The sequence below is a fragment of the Bradyrhizobium sp. Ses1 genome (assembly GCF_059512365.1).
In genome coordinates this window covers 17,547-39,301 of record NZ_JCAMOQ010000063.1, presented here as the reverse complement: position 1 = coordinate 39,301, position 21,755 = coordinate 17,547, and the positions used below count along the sequence as shown (strand labels likewise).

The 21,755-nt window shown below is 59.9% G+C and carries 20 protein-coding genes; 2 read left to right on the top strand and 18 right to left on the bottom strand.

What is annotated here, in order from left to right; genetic code table 11:
- The 12 genes from AC5ZG5_RS40370 to AC5ZG5_RS40315 form a co-directional block, all read right to left on the bottom strand.
- Positions 1 to 1,491 (bottom strand): tripartite tricarboxylate transporter permease, encoded by a 1,491-nt coding sequence (locus AC5ZG5_RS40370; RefSeq protein ID WP_456646262.1) that lies wholly within the window; start codon positions 1,489 to 1,491, stop codon positions 1 to 3.
- A 20-nt stretch (positions 1,492 to 1,511) separates the two neighbouring features.
- Positions 1,512 to 2,030: a tripartite tricarboxylate transporter TctB family protein gene (locus AC5ZG5_RS40365; RefSeq protein WP_456646256.1), complete on the bottom strand. Its 519-nt coding sequence runs from the start codon at positions 2,028 to 2,030 to the stop codon at positions 1,512 to 1,514.
- Positions 2,031 to 2,037: 7 nt separating this feature from the next.
- Positions 2,038 to 3,048 (bottom strand): Bug family tripartite tricarboxylate transporter substrate binding protein, encoded by a 1,011-nt coding sequence (locus AC5ZG5_RS40360; protein ID WP_456646255.1) that lies wholly within the window; start codon positions 3,046 to 3,048, stop codon positions 2,038 to 2,040.
- Between the two features lie 265 nt (positions 3,049 to 3,313).
- Positions 3,314 to 4,663: an MFS transporter gene (locus AC5ZG5_RS40355; RefSeq protein WP_130223006.1), complete on the bottom strand. Its 1,350-nt coding sequence runs from the start codon at positions 4,661 to 4,663 to the stop codon at positions 3,314 to 3,316.
- A gap of 170 nt (positions 4,664 to 4,833) precedes the next feature.
- Positions 4,834 to 5,886, bottom strand: a complete 1,053-nt coding sequence (locus AC5ZG5_RS40350; RefSeq protein WP_028161655.1) for a 2,5-dihydroxypyridine 5,6-dioxygenase NicX family protein — start codon at positions 5,884 to 5,886, stop codon at positions 4,834 to 4,836.
- The gene (locus AC5ZG5_RS40345; RefSeq protein ID WP_456646254.1) at positions 5,867 to 6,757 is read right to left on the bottom strand and encodes an alpha/beta fold hydrolase; all 891 of its coding nucleotides are present in this window, start codon (positions 6,755 to 6,757) and stop codon (positions 5,867 to 5,869) included. Before AC5ZG5_RS40345 ends, AC5ZG5_RS40350 begins: the two co-directional genes overlap by 20 nt.
- A complete protein-coding gene (locus AC5ZG5_RS40340) occupies positions 6,754 to 7,470 on the bottom strand; it encodes an isochorismatase family protein (RefSeq protein WP_456646253.1) in 717 nt (238 codons plus the stop codon). The genes AC5ZG5_RS40345 and AC5ZG5_RS40340 overlap by 4 nt, the downstream gene beginning before the upstream one ends.
- A gap of 33 nt (positions 7,471 to 7,503) precedes the next feature.
- Complete coding sequence (locus tag AC5ZG5_RS40335; protein ID WP_456646252.1) at positions 7,504 to 8,715, bottom strand: FAD-dependent monooxygenase; 1,212 nt, start codon at positions 8,713 to 8,715, stop codon at positions 7,504 to 7,506.
- Between the two features lie 38 nt (positions 8,716 to 8,753).
- Complete coding sequence (locus AC5ZG5_RS40330) at positions 8,754 to 9,242, bottom strand: (2Fe-2S)-binding protein (protein WP_028161651.1); 489 nt, start codon at positions 9,240 to 9,242, stop codon at positions 8,754 to 8,756.
- Between the two features lies 1 nt (position 9,243).
- Entirely contained in the window at positions 9,244 to 10,113 is an 870-nt protein-coding gene (locus tag AC5ZG5_RS40325) for an FAD binding domain-containing protein (protein ID WP_456646251.1), read from the bottom strand.
- A gap of 2 nt (positions 10,114 to 10,115) precedes the next feature.
- A complete protein-coding gene (locus AC5ZG5_RS40320; RefSeq protein WP_456646250.1) occupies positions 10,116 to 10,553 on the bottom strand; it encodes an SRPBCC family protein in 438 nt (145 codons plus the stop codon).
- Positions 10,554 to 10,569: 16 nt separating this feature from the next.
- Positions 10,570 to 12,828, bottom strand: coding sequence for a xanthine dehydrogenase family protein molybdopterin-binding subunit (locus AC5ZG5_RS40315; protein WP_456646249.1), 2,259 nt, complete (start codon positions 12,826 to 12,828; stop codon positions 10,570 to 10,572).
- 448 nt (positions 12,829 to 13,276) lie between these two features.
- On the opposite strand from AC5ZG5_RS40315, the gene AC5ZG5_RS40310 reads away from it, so the two are divergent.
- Positions 13,277 to 13,744: a MarR family winged helix-turn-helix transcriptional regulator gene (locus AC5ZG5_RS40310; RefSeq protein ID WP_130223022.1), complete on the top strand. Its 468-nt coding sequence runs from the start codon at positions 13,277 to 13,279 to the stop codon at positions 13,742 to 13,744.
- A 930-nt stretch (positions 13,745 to 14,674) separates the two neighbouring features.
- On the opposite strand, the gene AC5ZG5_RS40305 is transcribed toward AC5ZG5_RS40310, so the two are convergent.
- Together AC5ZG5_RS40305 and AC5ZG5_RS40300 are read right to left on the bottom strand one after the other, a co-directional pair.
- Positions 14,675 to 14,824 carry a hypothetical protein gene (locus tag AC5ZG5_RS40305; protein WP_456646248.1) on the bottom strand — a complete coding sequence of 50 codons (150 nt, stop codon included), beginning with the start codon at positions 14,822 to 14,824 and terminating at the stop codon, positions 14,675 to 14,677.
- A 19-nt stretch (positions 14,825 to 14,843) separates the two neighbouring features.
- A complete protein-coding gene (locus AC5ZG5_RS40300; protein WP_456646247.1) occupies positions 14,844 to 14,975 on the bottom strand; it encodes a hypothetical protein in 132 nt (43 codons plus the stop codon).
- Between the two features lie 284 nt (positions 14,976 to 15,259).
- Between AC5ZG5_RS40300 and AC5ZG5_RS40295 the strand changes: the two genes are divergently transcribed.
- The gene (locus tag AC5ZG5_RS40295) at positions 15,260 to 16,330 is read left to right on the top strand and encodes an AraC family transcriptional regulator (RefSeq protein ID WP_245287145.1); all 1,071 of its coding nucleotides are present in this window, start codon (positions 15,260 to 15,262) and stop codon (positions 16,328 to 16,330) included.
- An 84-nt stretch (positions 16,331 to 16,414) separates the two neighbouring features.
- Here the strand turns inward: AC5ZG5_RS40295 and AC5ZG5_RS40290 are convergent, their stop codons facing one another.
- The 4 genes from AC5ZG5_RS40290 to AC5ZG5_RS40275 form a co-directional block, all read right to left on the bottom strand.
- A complete protein-coding gene (locus AC5ZG5_RS40290; protein ID WP_456646246.1) occupies positions 16,415 to 17,647 on the bottom strand; it encodes an ABC transporter substrate-binding protein in 1,233 nt (410 codons plus the stop codon).
- Positions 17,648 to 17,789: 142 nt separating this feature from the next.
- A complete protein-coding gene (locus AC5ZG5_RS40285; protein ID WP_456646245.1) occupies positions 17,790 to 19,661 on the bottom strand; it encodes an AMP-dependent synthetase/ligase in 1,872 nt (623 codons plus the stop codon).
- 1 nt (position 19,662) lies between these two features.
- Complete coding sequence (locus tag AC5ZG5_RS40280) at positions 19,663 to 20,442, bottom strand: enoyl-CoA hydratase/isomerase family protein (protein WP_456646244.1); 780 nt, start codon at positions 20,440 to 20,442, stop codon at positions 19,663 to 19,665.
- A gap of 29 nt (positions 20,443 to 20,471) precedes the next feature.
- On the bottom strand, positions 20,472 to 21,602 hold the full coding sequence (locus AC5ZG5_RS40275) for an LLM class flavin-dependent oxidoreductase (protein WP_456646243.1): 1,131 nt from the start codon (positions 21,600 to 21,602) through the stop codon (positions 20,472 to 20,474).
- Positions 21,603 to 21,755 lie beyond the last annotated feature (153 nt).

Genomic DNA, 21,755 nt, shown 5'->3' with positions numbered 1-21,755 from the left:
TTACGATTGCTGCGAAAGGCGGTTCCCGCGCGTGATCCACACGGCAATGGTGGGACCGACGACCGCCACTACGCAAAGGGCCGAAAGCACGGCGCTGATCGGCCGCGTGACAAAGATCGTGAGATCCCCGCCGCTCAGGAACAGCGTTTCGCGCAACGCCTTCTCGAAGATCGGGCCGATCACCAAGCCGAGAATCATCGGCGCGAGATCAAAACCGATCTGGCGCAAAACCGACCCGACGGCTCCGAAGCCGACCAGAACGCAAAGGTCCCAGTAGCTGTTTCGCATCGTGTAGACGCCGATGAAGCTGACGGCGAAAATGAAGGCGATCAATGTGTATTGCGGAACGCGCAGCAGCCGGACCCACATCCCGACCAGCGGCAAATTCAGGGCGAGCAACGCCACATTTCCGATATACATGGACGCGAGGAGGCCCCACACGACGTTTGGATGTTGGGACAGCAGCAGCGGCCCGGGCTGTATGCCTTGAACGATAAGCGCCCCGAGCATCAACGCCACGTTCGGCGTGAAAGGAATCCCGAGACTCAGAACAGGCACCAGTGCCGAGGTTGCGACCGCGTTGTTCGCCGCTTCCGGCCCGGCAAAGCCCTCGATCGCTCCCTTGCCGAACTCGTCCCGGTGCTTTCGGGCGATGGCCTTTTCGACGCCGTAGGAGGCGAAGGTCGATGTGAGAGAGCCCGGGCCGGGCAACAGTCCGATAAGAAAGCCGATGCCCGACCCTCGCACGATGGCTGGCCACGCACGCGACCACTCGCGGCGCGTCGGGATCATTTGCCGCAAACGCACGGTGGTGGCACGCGGAAATCCTTCGTTCGAGGCGAGGACGTGGAACAGCTCGCTCAGTCCGTACAGGCCCAGCGCGACCGGCACGAGATCAAAGCCCAATGCCAACGTACTCGTGTTGAATGTAAAGCGCGTGTCGCCACTGACGGCATCGACGCCGATCGTCGCCAGAGCCATGCCGATCAAAAGCATGACCATGTTCTGGGCTGGATCGTTTCCAGTGATGCGCACCAGCGTCAAACCGCCCAAAAGCGCCAGAAGGCAGAACTCTGGAGACGAGAAGCGCAGCGCAACGTCGGCTAGCAGCGTGGTGAACAGGCTGAGCCCGACAATGCTGATCGTTCCGGCGATGAACGATCCCACGGCGCAAATCATCAAGGCAGCGCCGGCTCGTCCCTTTCTCGCGAATTCGTAACCGTCGATCGTCGTGACGATAGATCCGCTTTCGCCGGGGATTCTGAGGAGGATCGCCGTGGTCGATCCGCCGTACATGGCACCGTAGTAAATCCCGGCCAACATGATCAGACCGGTCACTGCGGAAAAATGGATCGTGATCGGCATCAGGATTGCCATCGCGCCCAGCACGCCGAGACCTGGCAGAACGCCGGTGGCGGTGCCCACAAGCGCCCCGAGCAGTGCGGCCGCAATGTTCACGGGCTGGAGAGCCACGGCGAACCCGCCAAGCATGTTACCGAGCAGATCCATGATCAGCCCCTGAAAATGACAGTGAGAAGGGAGCCGAACGGCAGCGATACCTTCAAGCCCAATGAGAAGACAATCCAGAACGCAACAGGTGTTGCCGCGCTGAGAACGACGGCACTCGTCCATGGTGCGCCGGCAAGACGTCCCATCAACAGGAGGAAGATCCCGGTCGTCAGGAAAATCCCAAAGAAGGGCAGCCCGACGATGAACATCACGCAAAGGAAAAAGGCGACCCCGACGCGCAGCGCCGCGCTGCCCCGGGGCCAGGGACCGAGATCAGCAGATACGCCGCGGTTACGAACCGTCACCAATGCGCCGAATAGCACCCAGCAGACCGCCACCAGGATGGGTACGGCGCCGACGCCCGTTCCCGGTGGGTCGCCCATCGGCAGTTCGATCGCCTGATAGAGATAGAACAGTCCCGCGACCGTCAGAATGAGCGATGTGAGCCTGATTCCGGTGGTCGATGCCGGAGCATTGGCCGCTGTCGAAGCCTCGGTCTTGATGACTATCGCCTGGTCCATCTGCGGCCTACTTTCCGCCCGGGGTCGATGGAGCCGTGGCGTTGAAGATCTCCGTGAACTGACGGGTCATCTTCTCGCCATCGGTGAATTGCACCTGAATGTTCTGAGCGGAGAGCACCCGCATAAAGTCGGGATCGGACACGGCCTGCTTCACGGCCTCGACGAGAACGCGACGTTTGGCCTCAGGAATTCCCTTCGGAGCATAGACCACGTAGTCGCTGGTGGTGATGACGTCGTAGCCCAGTTCCTTGAACGTCGGGACATCCGGGTTCGAGCTCATCCGCTCGGGACCGAACACCGCCAGCGGACGCGCTTTTCCGACTTCGACCTGGGCCTTCAGCCCCGGCCAGGTGAGCGCCGCAAGTTCGGTGTTCTTTCCGAGGAAGGAGGCAACGCCGTCCGCATCGCCGCTATAGGGGACGAACCTCACGTTGATGTTCGCCTTCTTGGCGAAAGCGTCCCAAGTGTACTGATTGATTCCGCCCGCAATGCTGGCGACCTTCAGCTTCCCGGGGTTCTCCTTCGCGTACGTCACCACGTCATCCAGCGTCTTCAACGGCGAGTCCGCCTGAATGCAGATGGTGTTGTAGACGATGCCAATGCCGCCCAGAATATCGTACGTGCTGGGGTTTCCCCAGGACAATCCCTTGACCGTATGCACGGCGATCGTCATCGGACTGTTCGTTGCGACACCGATCTGGTATCCGTCCGGCTCGGCCGTGACGACGGCGGTGACACCGCGCGTTCCGGCTCCCCCGGCAATGTTCTCAATCGCAACCGGTTGCTTGAGCGGCTTTTCAAGTGCTCGTCCGAGCGCGCGGGCAATCGCGTCCGATCCGCCGCCCGCGCCGTAATTGACAGTCAGGGTGACCGGCTTCGTAGGAAACGGGTCGTCGGCAGCTTGCGCGAGAGACCCGGCAGGGGAAAGATTAGCAGCGATGGTCATTACAACTAACATGCGCATCTTGAGTGATCCTCGAATTGTCCGACGAATGATCTGAGGCCGGCTATCGACCAAGCGCGCGCTCAACTCCGGACGCGCAAGTTCGCCCCTTATCCAGGAGCCGTTGACCCAAGATCAGCGAGCGTAACGATATTTTGATCATCACTTGTGTACAAGCACAAAACTTGTTCGCAAGCGCAAAACTTGCAAGCAGTGCCTGGCGATTTTGAAAGCGCTGTGCCGTCCCGTCAGCGGGTGTGTATGAGTTCCGCCGCATGCATCGACGAGACAAGCGGGTCGACAACGCCTATCTCGCCGGTCAAGCGTCCCTCCACCAGGGTCAAACACCCGACACCGAAGCGGCCTTCATTGTGGGTTCCGTTTCCATGTCGACCTTAAAGCCCTTCGCGGACAAATCGCGACCGAGGGTCTCTGGAAGCAGAAGAGAGGCGATAATGAACACAGTCGCAGCAGGAAGGGCCACCGCAACCATGCCGTTGAGCAAGCTTCCACCGAAGTGAGCGGCCGCAAGAGGCACAATCACAGGCGCTATGCTGCCGAGCCCGCGACCGCCCATATAGAACGTGGACACCGCCGTCGCGCGCAGGTTGACCGGATAGAGCTCGGATATCCAGACACCGGTCACGCCCAGCGCCACATTGCCCATGCCGAAGCCGATGTAGAGCCAGAACATCGGCCATTCAGTCTTCGATCCGGCGTAGAGCTGGCTGCCCCAGACGGCCATACCGACCAGAGACCCGACCCAAAACAGCGCGGGCACAAGCGCTCCGAAGCGGCGGCCAGCCCTGTCGTTGAAAAAGCCGTTCGCGAGATAGCAAATGCCGCTGACCACGGAGAGCAGAACTGCCGTCGTGCGAACAACATCACCCGGCGTATGCATATCCCGCAGCAGCAGCGTCGGAATAAAGGAGACGACGCTATAGTAGCAGAGCATGTAGCTCATCAGCCATACGAAGGCGATGACGGTCTGCCGTGCCAGCCCGTTGCGGAATAGATCCGCAAGAGGAAGTGTACGAGCTTCTGCAGTAGCCCGGCCGGCCTTGCGTTGCGCCTCATACTCCAGCCAGATCTTGGATTCAGGCATGAAGAAGCGAATGAAGATAATCAGCAGGATGGGTACGCCGCCACTCAGCAGGCCGATGCGCCAGCTCCACTCGTCGCTAAACGTCGCAATCAGCCAGATGCCAACGATTGAAGCTGTGGATGACGCGATCACAGCACAGCCTTGAAGGGCAGCCGCACCAAAACCGCGGCTGTTCTTCTTCCAGGCCTCGTTGAAGAGCACCATGCCGACGCCGTACTCGCCGCCAAGACCAATGCCGGTGATGAACCGTAGCACGGCAAGCGACCAGTAATTCCATGCGAACGCCGAAACGATCGCGGCAACCGAAAACAATGCGATTGTGAGTTGAAGCGAGGTCTTTCGGCCAAGTCGATCACCGATGACGCCGAATAGCGCTCCGCCGATGGCCGATCCGAACAATGTGAGAGCTTGCAGCGAGCCGACCTCGGTCAACGATAACGACATCGATCGCTGGATCGCAGGCAAGAGGAACGGAAATATCAGAACGTCGTAGAAATCGAGTATGTAGCCCAGCATCGCTGAGATCATAATCGAATACCGTTGCCCCGGCGTGTAGTCTTCCGAACTCGAGATGGTTGCCGACATGTGACGCGTTTCCTGTTGGAGGATTGAAGTCGATGGACGTGCCCGAGACGCTTGCCGCGTCTTTGAGAGTCGAAATGCGACTTCGGCATCGTTGGGAGTCGCGAACGCGGCTCCGGTATCATTCGGAGTCGCATTCGCGACTCCGGGGTTGCGTGCTTGATGTGCAGGGCCTAGCGGCCCGGCGCCCTCAGCTCCGGATAAGCAAACTCGCCCTTGTCGAGGATGTGGATATCGTCGAGCCACAGGCTGCAGCCGCGAAGCGGGATGTCCAAATGACACGGCGTGTCATTCGTACCGCCGAGCTCCGTGTTCGGACCCGTCGAGAACAGGACGTTTCCGTAGAAGGAGAGCGCATTCATGATGTGCTCCGACGACAGCTCCTGGGAAGCCGCGATGTGGTGCCAGGCGGCACGCTCGTTCGACCCCCAGCCGATATGCGAGATCGCCCAGCCGCGCGGATCGCCGAAGCTGTCGATATAATTCTTGATGAGCAGCGCGTCGGTGCCTTCGCCCTTGAGGTCGACGATATAGCCGTCCTTGATGGTCAGCGTGACCGGCGACTGGATGTAACGCTTGAACGCGCAGAGGATGTCGCCGGGCATCAGCACCACCGTGCCGTTGACTTCACCGTCGGTCGCCTGAGTGAAGGCAAAGCCTGACGGGAAGTGATCCCAGCGCCCAGGCTCATCCGTGTATCCGTATTCGGAAATGACCGGGTATTGCTTCAGTCCATAAGTTACGTCCGTTCCGCCCGGCGACGTGATCCGCATTTTGCGGGCCGACTGCAGGAGGGTTCGAGAGAGCTCCGTTCGCCGGCGCAGATCTTCAGTCGGAAACATCTTCTTGAGGATGTGGAATGGCTCCATCACGCGCAAGATGCGCGTGCCCGCTTCCTGAATTTCGAGCTGCTCACGAGAGAACAGCAACCCGAGGAGATCGATCACCATATCGACGCGCTTGAGCGTATCGATCGCCGGCTGGTTGCCCGTGAGCGCATGCCGGCCCTGCAAGCCCGCGACCTTGCCCTGGCCGTATTTGGGCACGTTGAGATGAAAGGTCGTTGCGCCCAGGCTCTGCGCGGCCAGCATGAAGGCCTGGGCGTATTCCTGCTGATCCTCGCCGCCGCTCAGGACCGCAACGACTTCGCCCTTCTTCACCTTGCAGAGTGCCAGCTCGGCCTTGAAGAGCTCGAGCATTTCAACATCAACGATTTGTCGGGACATCTTCACTGATCTCCTGTTTGCCGAACCTAGACAAGCGGCCGTCGAACCGATCGCGCGGTCGCGCTAGAAGCTCTTCAACGATCGAAAGGAAGCCCTCGGTATCGTCGATCTGCATTTGGTGACCGGCGCTTTGCAGCGTCCTGATCGCGATTGACGGCAGCAATCCGCGAATTTCTTCTTCGTCTTCGGGCAGAATGACCCCGCCCCGCCCCGCGACGATCAACGCGGTCGGAACGCTGAGATGGGCGAGGTCGCGATGAATGTCATCGTGATGAAAGCCCTTGTGGCTCTCGATGAGCGCACGCTCGTCGCAGGTATGCATCCACTCGGCCCGGGTGCGGATGTGCTGCTCGGGCCACCGCGGAGCAGAGGGGCTTCGCAGCGCCGCGTCGGCTTCTCCGCGCTTCGCGCTTTCAAGCAATTTGAGAAGCGGTTCGACCGGAATCGGATAGGCGCGACGTCCAGGACCTGAGACCGGCGGGTCGACCAGTATCAGTTGCTCCATGGACGATGGCCGCCAACGCCCGGCGCGGATTCCGATGCGGCCACCCATCGAGTGGCCCAGCAGCGCGTAAGGGCCCATTCCGAGCGCTTCAGCAAACCCGATGAGGTCGGATGCGCATGCGTCGAGCGAATAGTCGAGATGCGGGCCGCTTTCGGAAAGGCCGCGACCGCGGACATCGAGCACGAAAACGTCGTGTCCGGAGCACAGACGCTCTGCGATGAAGGCCCATTGCGCCGCAGTCGTCGAGATGCCGGGGACAATGATGACCGCCGGCCCGGACCCGCCGAACCGCAGATAATGCTGCCGAATGCCGTTGGCACGCACATGCGCGCCGTAAAGCAATCCGGATGCCGCGGCGCCGCTCACGTTCTCTGATCCTCTGTGGGGTCATCCGACAGCGCGTGAAGCCGCTCGATAGCGGCCTGCGTCGGCATGACGTCCGCGTATTTGCTGGCGATATCGAACAGGTTGACGGCGTGGGACGTGGGCGAGCGGTCGTAGACGGCGTCGCTCGGCACAATTGATTTGAAGTTCAGCGCGCACGCATCCACGACCGAGGCCCGCACGCAGCCGCTGGTCGTGCAGCCGGTCACCACCAGCGAGTCGACGCCGGCACCGATCAGATAGGTCGCAAGCGGAGTGCCGAAGAACGCGCTTGCCTGCGTCTTCGGCAGGAGCAACTCGCCGGGCTCCGGAGCCACCTCGCGGACAAAGTCATAGCCCTCAGGCGGGATCCGCATGATACCCGGAATCTTCGAGGAGAACGCGCCCTGGTCCTGGCCCACCTTCCGTGCGACATGCGGGAAAATCACCGGCCACTTCTTCTCGCGAAACAGCCGCACCAATTCGGCGATGTGTGCGATGGCGTGCCAACCGGCTTCGCCGCAGCTAGTCGGATATTGCTTGATCGCTTCGCGGATCGGCATCGGCCGGTTGCCGACCGAGCGATACTGCACGTCGATGACCAGCAATGCCGGTCGTTTGCCGAATCCCGCCGCGCCACCCAGCCCGGCGAGGGCATAGATCTCGCGCTCGTCCAGCGGTATCACATCGTCCCAGGGCTGCTTGGTGCCAATCACGGCTGCGCTCCAGCGGTCACACTCGCGGGCATGTCAGTGAAGCGGTACGGTGGTCGCATCGTACTGGTAGATCCAATCGTACCGCGCAGCCGTCGCTTCCGGCGCCCACTGGGTCTTGATGTAGTCACCTGCCGTTTCCGGCTTGCACAGCGCCTGGTTGTGGAAGATCGGCAGCATGCCGGCCGCGGACTTCGTGACCATGGTGGTGCGATCGAGCCGCAGGCCCTGATACGTCTTGAATGCCAACGCGATGTCATCGGGATTCTCCTCGAAGCAGCGGGCGAGGACGGATGCATCCTCCAGGGCCATGTTCACACCCTGCCCGAGGTACGGCAGCATCGAATGGCAGGCGTCGCCGAGCAGGGTGATGCGTCCCTTCGACCACGTACCCAGCGACGGCCGCACGAACAGGCCCCACTTGTTCAGGGTATCCACGTTCCTGACCAGCTCGACGATGTCCGGATGCCACCCCTCGAAGTCCTTCAGGCAGTCCTCGACCGAGCCCTTCTCCGACCAGGATTCGAGCAGCCAGGCGTTATGGTCGACCTGGCCCGAAAAGGTCATCATGACCGTGTTCTGCCAGCGCACCGGATAGGCCGTGACGTGAGCGGTGGGCCCGATCCAGGTTGCCACCTCGGGTTCGCGCTGATGCGGCGCAAGGCGGTCGACCGGCACGAGACCACGCCAGGCGATGGCCTTCGTGTACTGGCTCTCGATGTTGCCGATCAGGCCAAGACGGACCTTCGAATGAGCACCGTCAGCACCGATCAGGGCGCGCCCTTCGACTTCGGAGCCGTCAGCGAGCTTGGCCCGAACCCCTTCATCGTTTTGACTGAACCCGACAACGTTGGCGTTCAGATGAATGGCGCCCGGCTTCAACTGGCGCACGCCGTCAACGAGGATCTTCAGCAGGTGAGCACGCAGCAGCAAATAGGGCTGGTTGCGCGCCGCGTCGGAGCTGCGGTTGTAGAGGGGCCACCTATCACCGGTGTTCCAGAGCCGGATCGAGCGTCGCTCGGCCGCGATGCAGTTCTGCTCGACCTGTTCGGTGAGGCCGAGATCCCGAAGAACGCGCACGCCGTTCATGGAGATCCAAAGACCCGCTCCCACCTCGCGCAACTCGGACGCTTGCTCAAATACATCACAATCGATGCCGCGACGAAGCAGCGATAGCGCCATCGCCAAGCCGCCAATGCCGGCGCCGGCAATGAGGACGCTTGATTTATTGACCTGTTCAATGCTCATGACATCTCCAAACGATAATTGCGCTGTCTCGCAACGGGTTAGGCGGCATCTTCGGAGACTTGCTCGGCGGCAAGGCTCCTTACGGCCTCGAAAATCTTGGTGTAGCCGGTGCAACGGCAGAGGTTGCCGTGCAGGTAGTGACGGATTTGTTCGTCAGTCGGGTGCGGCGTCGCCTTTAGCAACGCCGTGACCGCCATGATGAAGCCTGGCGTGCAGAAGCCGCACTGAAGGCCGCCGTGAAGCACGAACGCCTTCTGAATCCGTGACAGGCCATCGGGCGGCGTCACGCCCTCGATGGTCGTGACCTCGCGCTGATCGACATCGACGGCGAGTGTGGTGCAACTCGAAATCGGCTCACCGTCGAGCAGAACGGTGCACGCGCCGCACACCTCCATGTCACAGGAACGCTTGGTTCCCTTCAAGCCAAGGCGATCCCGGATAAGGTCGATCAATAGCGTATGGGTTGGAACGTCGATCGCGATCGCCTGACCGTTCAACGAGAATGAGATTGGCAACACATCTGTCATTTCACACGCTCCCGGCTGCGGCGATCGCCTCTTCCGCGTTTCGCAGAAGCAAGACACCCGCAAGGTGGCGCTTATAGTCGGCGCCGCCATGCCGATCCTCGTTGACTTCCAGCTCACCCAGCGCCGTCGGGAGCACCGCCTCGATAGCCGGGCGGACTTCGGCGACGGATATGCCCTGGAGGACATCTTCGATGGCCTTCAAAGGCTGAGGTCGAGAACCGAGCGCTCCGACCCGCACGCGGGCGCTTCTGATCGTCCTTCCGCCGGCGCCCAGCGACCAAGCCATCGCGACATTTACCGAGGGCCTCTCACCATGCTTGAAGCGCCGATAGGTCACAGGTCCGGTCGGGCGCGGAAACACAATGACCGTCAGTAATTCATCCGGCTCTCGCACCGTTTCCAGCTCACTCCGGATGAAATCGTCAGCGTGAACGACACGCGTGCCGCGGGGGCCATTAAGCACCAGCCGTGCGTCCAGAGCCGCGAGCATCGTCGGCGGATCGGCGTGGGGCTCACCGAAGCACAGATTGCCTCCGATCGTTCCGACGCTGCGGACCCTGACGTTCGCGACGTTGGCACAGAGCGAGGACAGCGCCGGCACATGCTCGCGAATAACAGGATCACTGGCGATCTTATTGTGCGTACAGCGCGCACCGATTTCGATGTCATTCGCATCGCTGAGAACAATGCGATCAAGTCCAAGGATTCCCTTGATGTCGATAAGCCGGTCCGTATGGATGACGCGCATCTTCATCGCCAGCAGCAGTTCGGTTCCGCCGGAGTAGAACATGCCGTCGCCGGACTCTCCGACCGCACGCACGGCGTCGGCGATCGTCGAAGGCCTCTCGAATGCGAAGGGTGAAGGCAGCATGATCAGGCCGCGCCCAACATTTCTTTGAGCCGCTTCTCGAACTCCTCGAAGTTCTGATCGACGCGACGCTTGATGACGCCGAACCCCATAGTCGCGAGGCGACCTTGCACGTCGACCTTCGCGTCCACTGCGAATGTGGACCCCGCCCCTTCCGGCGTCACGGTCACGTCGAGAACAACCGCCAGCCTCGTCCCGGTGATCTTGTCGCGACCCGTGGCGCGCGTGCGGACGTGAGACGGCTCCGTTATCGATTCAACGATGATGTCGGCCGGGACCTCGAGCTTGAAGGGGCCGATCTTCTGTTTGACGGTCGCTTTGTAAGTTGCAAGCCGCTCGATTTCCTCGACGTTTTCGCAGCCGGGGATGCAACCCGATATGCGAGGGACGTCGAGCAGCGTGCTCCAAAGCTCCGCCGGTGTCGCTGGCACCACCATCGACATATTGAATTCCATGAATTCAGCTCCTCTTCTGCAGGGCGCGCCATACCTTTTCGGGCGTCATTGGTAGGTCGGTGATCCGAATGCCGTAGGTGGAGAACAGCGCGTTGGCGATCGCTGGCGCGACCGGAAGGATCGCCCCCTCGCCCATTCCCTTGGCGCCGCCTGGACCAGGACCGTCGCCGTTTTCGACAAGGATGGTGTCAAACACGGCAGGAACGTCGGAGATGCGCGGTATCGAATAATCGATCGGCGTCGCATTGATCGGCTGGCCATCCTCGAACTCCAGCACTTCATAAAGCGCGTGTCCGAGGCCCATGATGGCAGCCCCCTCGTCCTGCCCTTCCGCCGCGACGCGATTGATCACGCGGCCGACGTCAGCGGCGCTGGCATATCGGGGGACATGGATCTCGCCGGTGTCTTCATCGACAACGATTTCAGCGAGGCCCGCGGAAGTCTCCCAGAACAGAGGGGACTCGACCAGAGCGCCCTTCTTCGAGCGCGGCGTAATCGCACCGCGGCCGATGACCTCTCCCGAATCGACACCCAACGTGCGGTGAAAAATTTGATGGAAAGTGAGAACCTCTGATCCGGTCGAGACACCGCCCTCAACAAGCGACAGGTTCTCCCGGGGAAGCTCCCAGACGTCAGCAACCATTTCGAGGATCTGATCAGCCGCGTCGAGTGCGGCATTTTCGACGGAAAGGCCGACGACAACGGTCGATCGGCTTGCGCCTGTGCCCCAATCGTAAGGGGCCACGGAGGTATCGGTGCGCAAGACGGTTACCGCCGAGATCGGCTGCTTCAAGGTCTGCGCCGCGATCCGTCCCATGGTCGCGTGCGCCCCCTGCCCGACTTCGATGCTGGAAACCGAAACGAGGATCGACCCGTCGATCTTGAGACGTACGATCGCGTTACTGATCGGCGTATTGGCGGGATCGGTTGCTGCGACTGCCAGTCCGCGCGCCTGCCGGTTGGACGCCTTCACCTCCGATGCGAACGACTGGGTCACCCGGCCCATCAGATCGCTCATATCCATATCGAGCGCCCGCAAATCGGGTCGGATGCGTTCTCCGCGGGACGCGAGGTTCAGCAACCGAAACTCGGCCGGATCCATGCCGATTGCCGCCGCGACATTATCCATGTGCGATTCTTTGGCCCAAACAGCTTGCGGCCCCCCGATCGAGCGGAAGGCCGCACCTGGAACGGTGTTCGTGTAGACCGCACACGCCTCGAGGCGCAGATTGGGCACCACGTAAGGGCCGATGATGCGATTTGCCGATTTCGTGGCGACGGCTGAGCCCGTGTCGGAATATGCCCCGCCATCAAGCAGCAGCTTGGCGCTCTTGGCGAGGATCCGCCCCTTGGCGTCCACCGCCGTTCGAATCGTGATGTCGGCACCCAGCCTTCGGCAGGTGAGCATCGATTCGGCCATGGATTGGGCAACGCGAACCGGGCGCTGCACCTTCCACGAAGCGGCCGCAACCAACGGCTCGATCTTCACCGAGGCCTTGCCGCCAAACCCTCCGCCGACAAACGGAACGATCACCCGGACCTTGGCCAACGGCAGTCCGTAGAGCCGCGACAGCACTTTCTGAACAGCGGTCGGCGTCTGTGCACCTGCCCAGACCGTCAGGGAGTCCCGCTGGAAATCCGCAATGACCGCATGCGGCTCCATTGCAAAGTGCGAAATCGCCGGGAAGGTGAAACGGTCTTCGTGGATGTAGGCCGCGGCCGCCTCCGCGCCGTCAACGTCTCCGACGTTGTTCCGGTAAGTGTGGAATATATTGCTGTTCTGGGTCGGCCGGGCCCCGCCCTTGAAGTAAAAGTCTTCGAGATTTTCGTGGCGCTCATGAATGAGCGGCGCATCTTCCGCAATGGCTTCCTGGATGGTCGTTGCGCGCGGAAGCTCCTCGTATTCGACATCGACCAGTTCTGCGGCATTTTCCGCGATCTCGATCGTCTCCGCGATCACTACGGCGACGGGTTCGCCCACATATCGCACACGGTCGGTCGCGATGATCGGCCGGTCTTTGAGCACAACGCCCCAGCAACCGAACGAAGCGACATCTTCGCCGATGAGCACGTCCACGACGCCGTCCATCGATCGTGCAGCGCTCGTATCGATCGAAACGATGCGGGCATGAATGGCCGGCGAGCGAACCACAAACCCATGCAGCATTCCCGGAACCGTCAGGTCGGTCACGTACTCGGCGCGCCCCGTGACCTTCTCAATCAGGTCGGGTCGAACGGAACTCATGTTGTCAGTTGCCGACATCCGCAAATCCGATGGTATCTGGATGCCTCCGCCGAAGATTGCAGGGCCTGCTTGGCTCCTCACGAAGGCAATCCGCGGACGCTAAGCCATTTATCACTCGTATGCAAGTGCTACGCTTGTACACAACTAATGAGATCGTGTGCATCGGCCCCAGAATGGAGACAGGGCGCGACAAGTCGCTTGCACCCAATGTTCACCGCCGCGCGGTTTCAATCCTTCGATGTCCTAGATTTCAGCGCCCGGAAGCCGATGCGCCGGAAAAGGGGCCGGCCATCGCCGAAGCGCCTCGACGCGGCAGAGCGCGATAAAGCAGACTGAGGTCGAACAAAGATGGATTCCTGAGTTCAACGAATGTAGACAATCGACCAGCGCCGAAGACTTTCGGAGCTGAACAGTCACACTCTTCTAAAAATGAGCTCAGGCAACGTACCGCGAGGGGACGAAAGTCGTGCAATCGAAAACAAAGGCGCGCTCGGCGGAGAAGCTGAAGCAAGCTGTACAGTCCTATAGGCTGGATGACGCACCGGGCTTCTTATTGCGCGTCGCGCTCCGTACTCACACGTCCATCTTTGCCGCGAAGATGATTGAAGAACTAACTGCACCCCAATTCTCAACGCTGGCGAAATTGAGAGAGGTCGGACCTTGTTCTCAAAACCACCTAGGACGGCTGATTCACTACGACTCAGCCACAATCACCGGCGTTATCAATCGTCTCAAATCACGCGGCCTGATCAAGAGCTCCAAGGATCCCTTGGATCCACGACGGCGGGAAATCGATTTGACTGAAAAGGGCAGGCGCGTAGCGGATGCCGCGATCGAGACTGTTGGTGAGATTTCAAGCGAGACATTCGCTCCCTTGACCCGGGAAGAATTTCGAACGCTGACCGAACTTCTCAAGAAAATCATACGCCGCTGAACCGGCAGTGGTCCACATTGACGATCATCGATGAGCCGAATCGTTGGCCAATCGTTTCAGCCGGCTGCGGTGAGACAAGATGGCCCGGCGATGGAGCCGGGCCAAGTAAAGGGAGGAAGCGAAAGATGGTGATCTCTCGCGAAACGCCGAATGCGGATTTCGATCGAAGACAGCTCAACGAACGATCTCAGCAGCAGAACTATCAGACATTCCGCACAGCATTTTGTGCTGAAGACGATGCCACTGCATAACTTTTCCGGCATCTTAATCGCACAGATCTCAGTCACATACCGACTCCGACACTGCCCCGCGAAGAACACGACGGCGCGAGTGAGCGGCGAACGCCTCTTCCACAACGTTGTCTAAGGCCAAGAACTCCACGTCCTCCTCGCCAAGCCGGCCGCCGGCCGCCTCCCGCTCCGCACGAGGTGATGCACTTCCCTCCTACACTTGGCAGGCAGCAGCGCGGGCGACTTCCGCAACGCGTGCAGGGCAGGTCAGGTGCGATCAATGTCGCCATAGTGAAGATATTCTCTGAGTGGCTATCCTCAATTGTTTCTGCGTAGCGTGCGGATAATCTTTGTTCTGAAGCGCGCCAGGTCGAAGAAAAGTTTTGGCACTCTCTTAACCGCAACCGCCTTGCCATCGATTGCGAGATGTAGAACTCGGACCAATCTAGCGAGACCGATTTCCATAAATGCCTCCCGAACATGTAGGTCATTGGCTATCGTGAGCTGGTTGTTCACTACGACGATGGACGACGCTAGATTAGGCTCCCTCTCCAGAACGAAGTCGCGGCATGCTGCCGCAAACTCCTCCTCTTGAGCGCTCAAAGGTATGCTGAAGACACTCCGAGCATCTTCCGCCATATTCCGGGTCCTTTATGCCAGCCGGCGGCGGGACAGCCGCATGCCGCCTTCTTTTCGATTTCTAATGGCTCACGCGCTTCGGCGCTTTCTTCCCGCTCGGCAACACGTCCATGCAAACACCTTCATAGATTTCCGCAGCCATGCCTATCGTCTCTCCAAACGCGGGATGCGGATAAATGGTGTTGCCGATATCAATCGCATCGGCGCCCATCCCAGCTATATCTCTCCGATCATGTCGCCAGCGTGCGGACCAACGATACGCCGCCGACAATGCAATGCGTCTCCTGGTCGAAGATCAGCACTCCGTCATTCCACGATTGCGCATCGGCCACCTTGATCAGCGGATCGATGTGAACGGTCATTCTCGTTGGTTCCAGCGAACTCCTTCCTTGGTAGCATTGAGTTGCCCGGCATGTTTTGCCGAAGATCCAACCCATCTGACAGAATGCGCAGCTAAAGGGGGCGCGCTATCGCCTATACCTGGCATTCTCTGCCGCATCGCGCATAGGAGCAGAGCCGATAAGAACTCTTCTGCACGGAGACGGGTGAAACGCGCCATGCTGCCGCGGCCGGATTCGCACGCATGAATTGCAGTCGCTTTCGTCGCGCAACTGGGTGGAGGCTCTCTCAACGATCCGCAGGCAGGATGCCAAGCGGCGACCGCGACCACCAGGGACCGATCGCCTCGCGGCCGCGCGCCGGACGGGCCGCATTCAGTGTTCTGCCGCGAAATTTTTCCTCCGCCGCCCTACTTTTCCGTGACGATCATGTTTCAGCGAGCTATCCTTTGAGGGGATCCTTCGCCTTATCGCCGCCCGACAGATTGGAACTGCAGTTTCAACGAGTGAATTCGATGCGCAAGTCACCCGCTTTTGAAACGGATGACGGCTTTGCCCGAATGAATTTGCCGGACCTTCGGATCAATTACGATCCGATCGATCCAGACCAGTTCGACCGACCAGTCGTCTCCTTCTGCCTCGAGACAGGTCAGGACAACGACGAGCTACCACTTCATTCGCACAAGAAGGGGCAGCTGGTGGTCGCCTCTCATGGATCGGTCATGTGCCGTGTACCGGGCGGATTATGGATCGTTCCGCCGCAGGGTGCCGTATGGATACCCGCCGGCGTTCTGCACAGCAACTGCGTGTCAGACAACGGAAAAGTCTACGTCGTCTTCATCGATCCGCAGGCGAGTACGCTTCCAACCACCTGCTGCACATTCACGATATCGTCGCTCGTCCGCGAGTTGATACATCGATTGTCCGTATTTCCGCCCTTGTATCCGATCGAGGGACCGACAAGTCGACTTGGGCGCGTATTGCTCGACGAACTGGTGCAGATGTCCACCGAACATATGTACCTTCCTATCTCCTCCGATAGTCGACTTCAGCATCTGGCCGCCTCGCTTCTCAATGATCCTGCCGATCGCAGCACGGTCGAGGAGTTGGCTGCTCGATATGCGATGAGCGAGCGCACATTCGCCCGTCTGGTATTCAAGGAAACCGGGCTGACGTTCGGGCGCTGGAGACAGCGGCTCCACATCTTGGTCGCGTTGCAGCGACTATCGGACGGATCTTCCGTCCAGGCCGTGTCACTCGATCTGGGCTATGAAACGCCTAGCGCCTTCATAACCATGTTCAAGAAGACAATGGGTAAGAGCCCCCGTCGCTTCCTCGCTGAGCGGTCCAGCTTCGCCAGCCGGGAGCCGTTCGTATAACGCGATAATCGGAGAGTCAGAGAGCTCAACCATCGAAGAGCCGCGGCCCCGGCGCGATTGTCGGGGCCGCATCGCTTCTCTCGTTTACCGCGCGTTGAACGGAACCAGCGGATACTGCAGTTCCGCCTCCGCAACGGCCCGCGGCGAGACCACACGGGGCCTTCCATTCTGCGCCTGCAGCATGGTTATGTCGCTGCCCATATTCTGGCCGGTAGCATCAAATTTGATCTTGCCGCTCGACATCAGGAACGGCGTCATGTCAGTCGTCTTGAGCGCAGCATGGATTGCTGCAGACTCCGGGGAAGCTGCGCGGATCACCGCATCTCCGACAATCTGCACGGCTTCGAACGCGCATCCCGCGTTTCCATCGAACCAGTCGTTTGGATAGTCGGCGGCGAACCGCTTGAGAATGGCTTCGGTGTCCGGTGCCTTCGGGTTGCACCACAAGCCTGTCGCGATTCCGCCGTCGCCATATTTGCCCAGCGCGTCGTAATACGCTTTATCCTGCACGCCGTTGGAGTTCGGCGAGAAGATCATCTTGGGATTCCACCCCTGCTTGATGCATTCCCGAATGATCATGATGGCGTCATTGACGCGCGTCACCGAGACGAGCGCATCGGCCCCCGACGCCTTGGCCTTCGCGACCTCAACCGAGAGGTCCTTGGCCCGCTCGTCATACGGAACGTACTGAGCGACCTTCACCGGAACGTTCTCTTCCTTCCAGGCCTGATCGATGCTTGCCGCGGTCGATTGGCCCATCGTGTTGTTGAGATGTAGAACGGCAACGCTCGCTGGCGGATCCTTCAGCGTCGACAGGACCGACTTCAAGTCGGCGAGAGACTTCCTGACGATCGTCAGCGACGTGGGGTAGTAGCGAAAGACCTGGGTGAACCCTTGCGATGTCACCTGGGTCGCGCTTGCGATATGCACCACCATCGGAACGGCTGCGGCCTCCGCGGCCTGAAGCGCCGAGATGGTTGCTCCTGAGTCCCAGGCTCCAATGAGTACCGTGCAACCTTGCCTGATGAGGCCTTCGGCGGCGATTCGCCCGTTCTCCGGTCTGCTCTGCGTATCCGCATGGATGATTTCGATGTCGATTCCGAACTTCTCTTTGGCGAACTTCGCACCGACGTTGATACCGCGCACGCAAGCCTGTCCGGGGAACGCCAACACACCGCTGCTGGGCATGATCGCGCCGACTCGCACCTTGGCGGGGGTCGCCGCCTTGACCGGCCACGATACAAGCCCGGCAGCGATGCCAACGCCAGTGCCGAGTACGGTGCGGCGCGTTATCCCGTTTCCGATGCGATTCTTCATGTGATGTCCCCTTCTGTTGACTGCAATGAATGTTGAGACGGTTCGGTAGGAAACTTCATGGATGACGGTGCGCGCTGAAGCTCGAAATCTGCAGCGACACGCGCCCTGCACGTATGATTTGCGTAAGCGGCAATGGTTCAGATCACATTCCCATCTCGGTCTTGATCAGGTTCTCTTCGGTGTCGTCGTAAAGCGTATCGATCAGCGACCGGTATCGTTCCATCAGTTGCTTTCGGCGCTTTTTTCGTGTCGGCGTCATCACGCCATTCTCCGGAGACAGCTCCTCCGGCAGTATTCGAAAGGCCTTGATTTGCTCGGCTCTCGCCAGCCGGCTGTTTGCTTTGGCAATCTCGCCTTCAATCATTCGGACGACCACCTCGGAATTCGCCAGGTCCGAATACTGCGCGATCTTGAGATCGCGCGATTTCGCCCAATCCATCGTCGCGGTCGCGTCGACTTCGATCAACGCGGTGAGATACTTCTTTCCTTCTCCAATCACCGCCGCTTCGGAGATGAACGGACTATGCCGGATCTCGTTTTCGATCTGGGTCGGGCTAATTGACTTCCCGTTGGAGGTATTGATGATTTCCTTCTTGCGATCGATCAGCTTGAAAAGCCCGGTCGGCCCGACTTCGACGATATCTCCGGTATAGAGCCAACCGTCCCGCAGAGCCGACTTGGTTTCCTCGGGCTTATTCCAGTATCCAACAAAGAGTCCCGGTCCGCGGGTGATCATTTCCCCGTCTTCAAGAACCGCTGTCTCCCACGCCGGATCCTGCAAAGGCACTCCGACAGTGCCAGCCTCGGGCCATTCTGCCATCTGGACCAGGTTGGCTCCGACCAGTTCTGTCTGGCCGTAGCACTCCTTGAGCTGAAGTCCCCACAATTGCCACAGAGACATCAGTTCGGAAGGCATCGCCGCCGAGGACGTGAAGGCAACCGTGAGCTCTTCGAATCCGACTTCGGCAAGCAATGGACGGAATATCTGTTTCCGGCAGACCTCGAAGAGCCCGGAGATGAAAGGGTCTGGCTCACCACCAGCCTGACGATCATCAAGCGCCTTGCGGGCGATCTTCATCGCGAATTGATAGTCCTGCTTCTGCCTCGCAGATCCGGAATGGACCTTGCTGAGGATCTGCGTGGCAAACCGCTGAAAGAATCGCGGCGGCGCCATGAAGTAGGTCGGCCTGACTTCCTTGATCGTTTGGGCGAAATCCGCGCTCGTCTCGCCAAAATACGGAACTATTTTTGCGATCAATGGCATTGTCGTGGCTTGCGCGCGCGCGACGGTATGCGACATCGGCAGATGGACGACAACGCGATGCGTGTCGGTGCGCATGCGCGTGGTAAACGTCGTCACGCAGTGCGCGCCGGCGAGCAACGAGAGATGGGTCAGCATCGCACCTTTCGGGAAGCCTGTAGTACCGGAGGTATACCCGATGCTCGCCAGGTCACTGGCCTTGGCTTTCGCCGCCTGCTCCCGCAAAAATGCGTCGGTGTCGACTGGAGCCGTCCCACAAAATTCCTTCAGGGAGACGACATTTGCCGCTCCGCCGGCCCCGTTCCATGCACCATCCAGCATGATGATCTTTTTCAGCTTTTCAGCCTGGCCGGATCCAAGGACGATGCCCAGCTGAAGCTCGCTGCCGACGAAGGCAAAGGACGCTCCGGAATCGCTCAGATAGTAGCCGACTTCTTCCGGCGATGAGGTAAAGTAGACACCGACCATTACTGCGCCGGCGCAGATCGTCGCCATGTCCGCAAGCAGCCACTCCTGGGACACGTCCCCCATGATGGCGATGCGGTCGCCGCGCTCGAGCCCGGCTTTCTGCAGGGCGACCGCCAGGCTCGCGACCCGATCCGAATACTGCTTCCACGTCACGGCGATCCACTCGCCGTGACGCTTCTGATGATACGCGACCGTATCCGGACGTTCCGCTCTTCGCGCGCCCAGAAGCTGCGGAATGGTCACGTCGACGAGTTGAGCTCCCGACGTAAGGGATTCGACGTTCATCTTATCGCTCCGCGAAGCGCTTCCGCTTCTCCGCAAATGCGGCTACAGCCTCACGACGCTCTGGCGAGGCGAAGGTAAGCATCTCAAGCGCGGCCGAAGTATCGAGAAGCAGGTGTGCGTACTGCTTGATGATCTTGTTGACGCTGTATTTCGTCCAAATGATCGATTCCTGCGGGCCCCCCGCAAGCATCTCGGCGTATTCGATCGCAGCGTCTTTGACGTCCCGGTTCGAAATGACTTCGTTGATCATCCCCATCGACGCCGCCTTCTCTGCGGAAATGAAATCGCCCGTCATGAGATAGTGTTTCGCGCGCACAGGCCCCATCAAGAGAGGCCAGATCACCGCACCACCGTCGCCCGCGACGACGCCAGCGGTTACGTGCGTATCAGCAAATCGCGCGGTCGGGCTTGCGAAGATGACGTCGCAAAACAGGGCGAGCGTTGCGCCAAGCCCGACGGCAACGCCGTTGACCGCCGCGATGAGCGGCACCTCGACTTCGAGCATGTTGCGGATAAGGTGACGTCCGCTCCTTGTCGGCGACGGAAGCTTGCCCTTGTCGAGCGACTTCTGATCGCCGCCCGAACAGAAGCCGCGCCCCGCGCCGGTCAGCACGATCGCACGGACCGACTTGTCCTTATCGAGATCCACGAAGACCTGCTCCAGTTCCTCGTGCATGTCCCAATTGATCGCGTTCAGAATTTCCGGCCGGTTCATCGTCACGACGGCAACGCCGCTGGCGCGCTTCTCGATGATCAGATACTTGTAGCCATGCTGTTGCATTGGTCTTTCCCTTTTATTTCTTTACGAATTTACTTCTGAGGCCGCATCGCTCGAATTTGCCCCAGGATGTCTTCCGTGGGCCGCACGACGTTGTTTCTGTCGTTGAAATGGGGAATCACATAGCGCCCGACCATCTCGATCGCTTCCATGATCTTCTCGTGGTTCACCGAATCGAGATGAAGAAGCACCTCATCGATCCCGAGCGCCTGGAACTTTTCGATCTGGCGAATGACGGTGTCGGGGCTTCCGCAGACCGTCGTCGCGGAGTGGTTAAGCAGATAGTCCCAGTCCTTTGCGGCACGTTCCATCGCTGGGACGCTTTCGCTCATGTACGCATAGTCATCAGCAAGTTTCGCCAAGCGGGGATACGCGTCGGTGGAGATCCTCGCATAGTGCATCAGAGGCTCAGCGTAGTCGTCCTTCGCCTTCTGGTCCGTGGGGCCGATGCCGAAGAAGAGCGGAATGCCGATGCGAGGACGCTCGAGCGGGCCGAGTTCGTCCCGTCTCCAAGCACTGCGATACGCGTTGATCAGCCTTTCCTGGATTTCCCACCCTTGGTAGATGTTGCTGCTCATCACGGCCAGCCCTTCGGAGCCGGCCCAGCTGTGACTGCGTTCGCTGGTCGCGGCAATGCCGATGACCGGATGCGGCTTCTGAACCGGCTTCGGGACGAGCATTCGCGGTGGAATCTGGTAATATTTGCCCTCGAAAGTGAAGATATCCTCGCGCATCGACTTCTTCAGAAGCGCGAGACCTTCCTCCATCTGCGCAAGCGTTTCACTTGGATCGACATTGAACGCGCGCATTGCGATGGTCGTATTGGCACGGCCGCCGTAAAATTCCATGCGGCCATGGGATAGGATATCGGTGACCGCCAATCGCTCTGCCGACCGCAAAGCGTGATTGATCCTGTGCGGCATCAGGGTAACCGCGGACCGCAGCTTCACGCGCGACGTCACGGCGGCGAGGTAGCCATATACGACTTCAGGCGCTGAGCTCGAGATGCCACCGAGCGCTACGTGCTGCTCGGAAAGCGCGACGCAGTCGAACCCGACCTTTTCCGCGAGGCGCACCTCGTCCACCAATTCATGAAGTCGGCGAGCATAGCTCTGCCCGACCTGGGTTTCTTGCTCCGACCAAAACCCGAACGTAAGTGCCATCTTTTAAAATCCTCTGGGAGATTCGAGATCGGCACAGCGTTTCATAGGCGGAGCAACATTTTCGTTCGAATGCTGGTCGTCGTTACATAACTTTCCAAATTTTGTGCTGTAAGCAGCCAGACTACGCTCCCGTCCCCGACCAACACTTGTTGC